At 72.5% G+C, this 728-nt stretch carries 1 protein-coding gene; it reads right to left on the reverse strand.

Annotation, left to right across the window (positions count from 1 at the left end):
• Positions 1-728 (reverse strand): radical SAM protein (locus FVW20_RS17555; protein ID WP_307831633.1); only part of this gene is annotated, 728 nt, incomplete at both ends.

Below are 728 nucleotides of genomic sequence, written 5' to 3' on the forward strand. Positions count from 1 at the left end.
GCCGCGCAGCCGGGCGGTGGCCGCGCCGTCCGGCCCGTCGAATTGCAGGAACACCGAATCCAGCCCCGCTGCGGCAAGGCGCGCGGCGTACCCCGCCTCGCGCGCAAGGCGCAGGCCGTTGGTGTTCAGCTGCACGAAGGGATAGCCCAGCCCGCGCACGGCGGTGACGAGTTGCGGCAGATCGTCGCGCAGGGTGGGTTCACCGCCGGATAGCTGGATGTTGGCATCGCCCGCGCGCGGGCGCAGCACGGCAAGCCGGGCGACCAGTTCGCCCAGGGTGGGGTCGTCCTCGCGCCGGGATTGGCGGGCATCGCCCTCGCGCCGCTCGTCACACCATCCACCGCCAGGCTCTCTGCCCAGCCCGCCACTCTGCCGCTCACTACGATTCCCCCGTCCCTCACCCGGCCCTGCCGACGCAAAACACACCGGGCAGCGCAGGTTGCACCGCTGCGTCACCTCCATAAGCAGGGTGCAGGTGTGCTGGCCGTGGTCCGGGCACAGTCCGCAATCATTGGGACAGCCAAGAACGCGTTCCGTGCCGGGGCCGCGCCGGGCGGTGGGAATCTTGGGGCGCACCCAGCCGGTGAAGGCTGGCTCGCCCCGCCACACCGGCGCGGAAAATTCACCGTGCTCCGGGCAGCGCTTGACCAGCAGCACCGCATCGCCCACGGCCACCCGCTCCGCCGGGGCCGGGCCAAGGCATACCGGGCACACGCTGGCGGTGCGGG

The sequence above is a fragment of the Nitratidesulfovibrio oxamicus genome (assembly GCF_015731765.1).
GTDB lineage: Bacteria > Desulfobacterota > Desulfovibrionia > Desulfovibrionales > Desulfovibrionaceae > Cupidesulfovibrio > Cupidesulfovibrio oxamicus.